We start from the raw sequence: 8209 nt of genomic DNA on the forward strand, positions 1-8209 counted from the left end.
CCGCCACGTCAGGCCGGGAGCGGCGCCGGCGCGTGCAGCGGCGCCCGGCGGTCGCGCAGCGACCCGCCCGCGCGCCCGCTCGCGACCGCCGACGCCTCGGCGACGATCGCCAGCGCGATCGCCTCGGGGCCGTCGCCGCCGACGTCGAGCCCGATCGGGCCGAACAGCCGCTCGTCGGCGCCGTCGAGCGGCGCGCCGCGCGTCGCCAGCTCGGCGAGCATGCGGTCGGTGCGCGAGCGCGGGCCCAGCACGCCGACGTAGCGCGCGCCGGCGGCCAGCAGCGCGCCGACGTACTCGGTGTCGCGCGCGAAGTGGTGCGACATCACGACCGCGGCCGTGCTCGCCCGCACGTCGACCGCCTCCGCGATCCGCGACGCGTCGGCGCACGAGACCACGCGCGCCCCGGCGAAGCGCTCGGGGCGCGCGTGCGCGAGCGGGCGGTGGTCCGCCACCGTGACGTCCCACCCCAGGTTGACGGCGAGGCGCACCACCGGCACCGCGTCCGGCCCGCTGCCGCACACGAGCAGCCGCGTCGCCGGCACCACCACCTCGAACGCGACGTCGACGTCGCCGACCTCCGCCACCAGCCCGCGGCGGCCGTTCGCCAGCGCGGCGGCGCGGTGCGCGTCGGCGGCGAGCGCCCACGCCGCATCGCCCTCGCCGAGCAGCGCCTGCGTCCCCACCCGCATCGCGGCGTCGCGCGACCCCGCGACGGTCGCCAAGACCGCCGGCGCGTCGCCGGCGAGCGAGCGGCCGAGGCGCGCGGCGACGCGCGCGGCCACGTCGGCGTCGAGCGGCTGGAGCAGCACCTCGACCAGCCCGTTGCAGCCGAGGCCCAGCCCCCACACCGCGTCGTCGTCGGCGCGGGTGTCGTACGCCACGACCTCGGCGCGCCCGGCGGCGTGGACGCGGCGCGCGTGCTCGGCGAGGTCGGACTCCAGGCAGCCGCCGCTCACCAGCCCGACGGTCGTGCCGTCGACGCGCGCGAGCATGCGCGCGCCGACGCCGCCGTAGCTGGAGCCGACGACGCGCACGACGGTCGCCAGCACCACCGCCTCGCGCGCCGCGGCGGCGCGCGCGAGGGCGTCGACGATCTGCGGAAGGGTGCTCACCTCAGCCCCGCCGCCTCACGCCCACTTCAGGTCGTGCTTCGACAGCGGGAGCGAGCGTACCCGCTTCCCGGTCGCCTGGAAGATCGCACCCGCGAGCGCCGGGAGCACCGGCGGCAGCGCCGGCTCTCCGAGCCCCGTCGGCGCGTTGTCGGTCTTGACCCAGTGCACCTCGACCGGCGGCGCCTGCCGCATGCGGAGCAGCGGGAAGTCGTGGAAGTTCGACTGCTTCACCCGCCCGCGCTCGATCGTGATCTCCTGCCCGAGCGCCTGCGCCAGCCCGTCGAGCACCGCGCCCTGCACCTGCGTCTCGGCGCCGCTCGGGTTGATGATTTCCGAGCCCACGTCGCCGGCGGCCCACACCTTCTCGACCGTCAGCTGCCCGGCGCGCGACACACGGGCGCGCACCACCTCGGCGAAGTAGCCGCGGTGGCTGAAGTAGAACGCGACGCCCATCCCGGTCCCCTTGGGGAGCGTCGTCTTCCCCCAGCCGGACTTCTCGGCGACCGCCTCGAGCACCCCGCGCATGCGCGCGGCGTCGAACGAGATCGGGCGCGGGCCGTTCGGGTTGGCCGGCGGCGGCACCGGGATCGCGTCGGCGGCCAGCAGGTCGAGCCGGAACTGCAGCGGGTCCTTCCCGGCGGCGTGCGCCAGCTCGTCGAGGAAGCACTGCGTCGCGAACGCGATCCCGTTGCTCCCCGGCGCGCGCAGCGGCCCGGTGGCGACGCCCAGCGGCATCACCGACGCGTCGCAGGCGTAGTTCGGCACCCAGCGGGCGGGGAACTCGTTCCCCGAGCGGCCGGCGCTGGCGTTGAAGCGCTCCCCCTCGCCGAACGAGACGAAGTGGTCGCGCCACGCCGTGAGCGTCCCCGCCGCGTCGACGCCCCCCTCGAAGAAGTGGAAGCCGGCCGGGCGCAGGAAGTCGTGGCGCATGTCGTCCTCGCGCGTCCACAGCAGCTTCACCGGGACGCCCGCCTGCTTCGCGATCGCGGCCGCCTCCACCATGAAGTCGCTGTGCAGCCGGCGCCCGAAGCCGCCGCCGCCGCGCGTGATGTGCACCGTGACGTCGGTCTCGGCGACGCCGAGCGCCTTGGCGACCAGTCCGCGCCCCTGCTGCGGCGCCTGCGACGGCGCCCACAGCTCGGCCTTCCCGTCCTTCACGACCGCCGTGCAGTTCTGCGGCTCCAGCGGGGCGTGGGCGATGAAGGGATACGAGTACGCCGCCTTCACCGTCCTGGCCGCCGCGCCGAGCGCCGCCGCCACGTCGCCGTCCTTGCGCAGCGTGCGGTGCGGCGCCTCCTGCGACAGCTCGACGGCGCGCTTCGCGAAGCCGGCGCTGCTCTGCGACGCCGACGCCGGCTCGCTCCACGTGACCTTCAGCGACTGGCGCGCCTTCTTGGCCGCCCACCAGCTGTCGGCGACGATCGCCACGCCCTCCAGCGACCAGCCGTCGATCCCGCCGCCGATGCTCGACCCCTGCGACACGACGAACGCGTCGCGCACGCCCGGCAGCCTCCTGATCGCGTCGACGTTCGCGCTGGCGACCTTGCCGCCGAAGACGCCGCACTTCTCGAACACCGCGTACTTCATCCCCGGCACCGTCACGTCGATGCCGTACAGCGGCTTGCCGGTCACGATCTTCCGGTTGTCGACGCCGCGCACCCGCGTGCCGACGAGGCGGAAGCTCTTGGGGTCCTTGAGCGCGACCTTGTCGAGCGCCGGCGCGGGGACCGCCGCGGCCTTCTCGACCAGCGCGCCGTAGGTCAGCTGGCGGCCGCTCGCGCGGTGGTGCACCACGCCCGCCGACGTCTCGCACTCCGACTCGGGGACGCCCCACGTCTGCGCCGCCGCGGTCACCAGCATGGCGCGCGCGGCGGCGCCGACGCGGCGCATCGGCAGCCAGTGCGTCGGCGTCGCGGTGCTCCCGCCGGCGAACTGCGCCTGGTACTTGGTCGTGTCGAGCGCCGCCTGCTCGACGGTCACGCTCCGCCAGTCGACGTCCAGCTCCTCGGCGATCAGCATCGGGAGCATGGTCTTCACCCCCTGCCCGACCTCCGGGTTCTGCGCGATGATCGTCACCGCGCCGTCGGGGGCGATGCGGATCCAGGCGTTGGGCGCGAAGTCGGCGAGCGCCGGGGCCGCGGCCGCCGCCTCGGCGGCCGCCTCCGACGGCGCGACCCAGGTGCCGAGCAGCAGCCCGCCCCCGGCGAGCGCGGTGACCTTCAGGAAGTCGCGGCGGCTGACGCCCGCGCCGTTCGCCGGCCGGGACTCGCGCGTCGTGGTCATGGCTCGCTCCTCAGCGGTCGGGGGAGGCGGCGCGCGTGCGCCCGGCGCGCGACTCGGCTTGCAGCTCGGCGGCGCGGTGCACCGCCTGCTTGATGCGCAGGTAGGTCGCGCAGCGGCACAGGTTCCCGCTCATCGCCTGGTCGATGTCGGCGTCGGTGGGCTTCGGGTTGCGCGCCAGCAGCCCGGCCGCCGACATGATCTGCCCCGCCTGGCAGTAGCCGCACTGCGGCACGTCCAGCTCCTCCCACGCCCGCTGCACCGCGTGCGTCCCGTCGGCCGACAGCCCCTCGACCGTCGTCACGTTCATCCCCTGCACGGCCGAGGCGGGGAGGACGCAGGAGCGCGTCGGCGTCCCGCCGAGGTGCACCGTGCAGGCGCCGCACTGGGCGGCCCCGCAGCCGAACTTGGTGCCCTTGAGATCCAGCTCGTCGCGCAGGACCCAGAGCAGGGGCATGTCGGCGGGGACGTCGACGGAGCGCGACTGCCCGTTGACCTTGAACGAGACCTTCATGGGGGAACCTCGGGGGAAGCGGAGCGGGGGACCGGCCCCCGGAATGTGCCGGGGCGCGCGGGGACCGTCCAGCGCCCCGGGTGTCAGGACGCCGTCACCGCGGGGACGACGCGCGGCAGCGTGAGCTCGAACGCCGCGCCCGCCCCCTCGACGCTGGCCACCGTCAGCTCGCCCCCCATCGCGCGGGCCAGCGAGCGGCTGATGGCCAGCCCCAGCCCGGTCCCGTCGTGCGTGCGGGTCAGCCCCGCCTCCACCTGCACGAACGGCTCGAAGATCCGCTCGTGCTTCTCGGCGGGGATGCCGATCCCGGTGTCGCGCACCGTCAGCGCGACCCGGTCGCCGCGGGGCGCGCACGCCAGCGTGACCGCGCCGCCCGTCCGGGTGAACTTGACCGCGTTCGCCAGCAGGTTGAGGAGGATCTGCGTCACCCGGTCGCGGTCGGCGTGCACCGCCAGCGGGCCGTCGCCCCCCTCGACCGCGTAGGCCAGCCCCTTCGCCTGCAGCTGCGGTTCCATCATCACCCCGACCTCGAGCACCAGCTCGTCCACCGGCACGTCGGCGAGGTCGAGCCGCGTCTGCCCGGCGTCCAGGCGCGCGAACGACAGCACGTCGTTGACCAGCGACAGCAGCCGCCGCTGGCTGCGCTGGATGCGCTCCAGCGCCTCGCGCTGCGCGTCCGACACGCCGCCGTGGATGCCGAGCAGCATCAGGTCGGCGTAGCCCATCGCCGCGTTGATCGGCGTCCGCAGCTCGTGCGACATGGTGGCGAGGAAGTCGGCCTTGGCGCGGTTCGCCGTCTCCACCTCGGCGCGCGCCGCGCGCTCGGCCTCGTGCAGCCGCGCGCGCTCCAGCGCCTGCGCCCCCTGCTGCGCCAGTGCGACCGCGAACGCCCGCTCGTCGGGCTCGAACGCGCGCGGGGCGGGGAAGCTGAGCCCCAGCCCGCCCGTCACGCGGCCGTCGAGCAGCAGCGGGATCGCCGCCCAGGCGCGGTGCGCGGGGTCGTTCCCCGGCAGGTCGGCGTAGCGCGCGGCCGCCTCGTCGGGGCCCGCGAGCCACACCGGGGCGCGCTCGCGCACCGCGTCGGCCAGCGGCACCGGCGCGACGACCGGGAAGCGCCGGAACGGCGCCACCCGCGCCGCGTCGTAGCCCGCCGTCTCGATCAGCTCCAGCGCCGCGCCGTCGGGCGTCGTCCCGGCCAGCACCCCCGCCGACGCGCCGAGCGCCGACAGGCCGTGCCCGAGCACGACGCGCGAGACGTCGTCGACCGTCGCCGCCTCGGCGAGCGCCGCGGTCACCCGCTGCAGCCGCTCGGCGAGCTGGCGCGCGCGCTGCTCGTCGGCGTACAGCCGCGCGTTGTCGACCGCCAGCGCCGCGCGCTGCGCCAGCTGCAGCGCGAACGCGAGGTCGTCCTCGGTGAAGCCCTCCGGCGATTCGGCGCGCGCGAAGGTGAGCACGCCGAGCGTGCGTCCGCGCGTCACCAGCGGGACGAACATCAGTGACCGCATCCCGAGCCCGCGCAGCAGCAGCAGGTGCTCGGCGCCGTGCGCCCACGCCCCCAGAGCCGCCTCGGTCACGTCGGCGACCAGCAGCGGCTCGCCCGTGCGCAGCGCCGCCCCCACCCCGCCGCCGTCGTCCACGTGCCCGGGGTAGCGGCGGTCCAGCTCGTACGCGAAGCGCAGCCGCTCCGGGTCGCGGTGCCGGATCTCGAGCGTGCGCAGCGTCGACGCCCCGGGGTCCTGCACCGTGAACGCCGCCCAGTCGGCCAGCCGCGGCACCGCCAGCCGCACCAGCTCGCGGATCGTCGTCTCGACGTCGAGCGAGGTGCTGAGCCGCTGCCCCGCCTCGGCCAGGAACCGCTGGCGCAGCTCCAGCCGCGTCAGCTCGCGGATGTCCTGCACGTTCGCGATGCGGTGCCGCGGCGTCCCGTCGGGGTGCCGCAGCGTCGTCAGCTCCACGCGCACCGGGAGCGTCGAGCCGTCCTTGCGGCGGCACACGGTGTCGAAGGTGTGCGAGCCGTGCGCGTGCGACGCGCGGATGTGCGTCGCCAGCGCGTCGCGCGTCTCGGCCGCGTAGATGTGCGACACCTTCATCCCGTGCATCTCGTCGGGCCCGTAGCCGAGCATGCGCGCCAGCGCCGGGTTCACCGTGAGGAAGGTGTCGGTGCGCGCGTCGGTCACGCTCAGGCCGTGCGCGGTGTGCGCGACCAGGTCGGCCCACCGCTGCAGCTCGGAGGTGCGGCGCCGCGCCTCGGTGACGTCGCGCGTCAGGCTGACGATCCCGCCCGGGATCGGGAGGACGCGCGTCTCGAAGTGGCGCCCGCCCCCCGGCCCGTCGAACGACAGCTCGAAGGCGTGCGGGCGCCCGACGCGCGCCGCCTCGCGCGCGGCGCGGTACTCGGCGCGCGCCAGCAGCGCGGGGAACTCGTCCCACAGGCAGCGCCCCACCAGCGTGTCGGGGGCGCGGCGCAGGTGGCGCACCCACGCCTGCGCCGACGGGTTCAGGTAGACCCACCGCCACTCGGCGTCGAAGACGTGCGCCATGTCGGGGAGCCCGTCGAGCACCGCCCGCACCACCGCGGTCGGCTCCGCGTCCCCCGGGGGCGCGTGGGGCGCCGGGGGTTCGGGCGGGACGAGGTCGAGCACCGGCGCCGCGGGCGCGGGCTCGGGCGGGAGGGGCTGGGCCATGCGGAGGGGGGCGGGCGGGGAGGCGAAAGATACCGCGCGCGGCGCGCGCCGCACCTCACCCCGGCCGGTGCCGCGCGGCGATCCGCTCCGCCACCACCGTGGCCACCGCCATGATCGTCTCCTGCGGGTTCACCCCGAGCGCCGTCGGGAGGAGGCTGCCGTCCGCCACGTACACGCCCGGGGCGCCGCGCACCGCGCCGTCGGGGGTGCAGACGCTCGTCCGCGGGTCGCCGCCCAGCCGGCAGGTGCCGTTCACGTGGGCCGAGAGCACGGTCAGCTCGTTCGGCCCGCACGACAGCCCGCCGAACGCGCGCGCCTCGTGCTCGTCGCGCGCGCGGGGCGCCGAGGTGTGCTGCGCCAGCACCTCGCGCGCGCCGGCGGCCAGGTGCAGGCGCGCCGTCGCCGCGAGCCCGCGCCGCATGGTCCGCGCGTCGGCCTCGCCCAGCCGGTAGTCGACGACCGGCCGCCCGCGCCGGTCCACGCGCACGCGCCCGTTCGACGCGGCGCGGTCCGCGCCGTCGCGCACGAGCAGGATCATCGCCCCCATCCGCGGGAAGTCGCGCATCCGCGCGCGGTGCGCCGCCCCGAACCCCGGCAGCGCCACCGACGCGAGGGCCGGGTAGAGCGGCGGGCACTCGATCCAGAAGCCGTAGCCGTCGTCGCCGCGCTGGAACTCGTCGCAGACCGCCGACAGCGGCAGTCCCGCCGCGCCGTACACCTCGCGGTCGTAGGCGCCGAGCAGCGCCGTCGTCGGGTGCAGGCGCAGTCAGCGCCCCACCTGCGCGCCGCCGAGCCCCGAGCGCAGCAGGATCGCCGGCGTCCCCACCGCGCCGCCGGCCAGCACCACGACCGGCGCCTCCACGGTGACCGCGTGGCGCGGCGCGCCGGTCGCGCGGTCGAGCACCGTCGCGCGCACGCGCTTGAGCGGCGCGTCGCCCCCGCGCTCGACGATCTCCACGCGTTCCGCCCGCACGTCGGTGACGAGGCGCGCGCCGCGCGTCAGCGCCCGCGGCAGGTGGACGACCTGCGGGCCGCGGCGCGCGTCGTAGCGGCACCCGAGCCCGCACGTCCCCGCGCGCACGCAGCCGTGCGCGTTGACGCGCGCCGCCCGCGCGCTCCACCCCAGCGCGCGCGCGCCGTCGAGCAGCGCGCGGTTCGCCGGCGAGTGCGCGTCGTCGGGGACCTCGCGCGTGTGCGTCTCCGCCTCCACCCGCGCGAACACCGGCGCCATCTCGCGCGGCGACATCCCCTCCGCGCCGTGCTCGCGCGCCCACTCGTCGAGCACCCAGTCGGGGGTGGGGAGCATGATGAGCCAGTTCACCGCCGTGCTCCCGCCCACCGCGCGCCCCTGCAGGATCGCGATCGACAGGTCGGCGGTGGCGCGCGTGGCCGCGTCGGCGTAGAGGCGCGGGCTCATCTCCGCCTCGACCTCGGTCAGCGCGTCGGGCGACCACCACGCCCCCTCCTCGAGCAGCACGACGTCGTGCCCGGCTTCGGCGAGCCGCGCCGCCGCCACCGCGCCGCCGGCGCCCGTGCCGACGACGCAGACGCCCGCCCGCAGCACCGCGCCGGGCGCCAGCGTCGCGCCCTCGATCACGCCGGGCGGACGCGGGGCGCGC

At 76.8% G+C, this 8209-nt stretch carries 6 protein-coding genes; all 6 read right to left on the reverse strand.

Annotated elements, in window-relative coordinates; translation table 11 throughout:
• Positions 1-8 precede the first annotated feature (8 nt).
• Positions 9-1112: an XdhC/CoxI family protein gene (locus tag PYV61_RS16380; protein ID WP_275833524.1), complete on the reverse strand. Its 1104-nt coding sequence runs from the start codon at positions 1110-1112 to the stop codon at positions 9-11.
• Positions 1113-1127: 15 nt separating this feature from the next.
• Positions 1128-3395 (reverse strand): molybdopterin cofactor-binding domain-containing protein, encoded by a 2268-nt coding sequence (locus PYV61_RS16385; RefSeq protein WP_275833526.1) that lies wholly within the window; start codon positions 3393-3395, stop codon positions 1128-1130.
• Between the two features lie 10 nt (positions 3396-3405).
• Positions 3406-3906, reverse strand: a complete 501-nt coding sequence (locus PYV61_RS16390) for a (2Fe-2S)-binding protein (RefSeq protein ID WP_275833528.1) — start codon at positions 3904-3906, stop codon at positions 3406-3408.
• An 83-nt stretch (positions 3907-3989) separates the two neighbouring features.
• The gene (locus PYV61_RS16395; RefSeq protein WP_275833530.1) at positions 3990-6590 is read right to left on the reverse strand and encodes an ATP-binding protein; all 2601 of its coding nucleotides are present in this window, start codon (positions 6588-6590) and stop codon (positions 3990-3992) included.
• 55 nt (positions 6591-6645) lie between these two features.
• Positions 6646-7308 carry a GMC family oxidoreductase gene (locus tag PYV61_RS16400; protein ID WP_275833532.1) on the reverse strand — a complete coding sequence of 221 codons (663 nt, stop codon included), beginning with the start codon at positions 7306-7308 and terminating at the stop codon, positions 6646-6648.
• Positions 7309-7356: 48 nt separating this feature from the next.
• The coding region (locus tag PYV61_RS16405) for a GMC family oxidoreductase N-terminal domain-containing protein (protein ID WP_275833534.1) at positions 7357-8209 on the reverse strand (853 nt) is incomplete at its 5' end.

The organism is Roseisolibacter sp. H3M3-2 (assembly GCF_029211165.1).
GTDB lineage: Bacteria > Gemmatimonadota > Gemmatimonadetes > Gemmatimonadales > Gemmatimonadaceae > Roseisolibacter.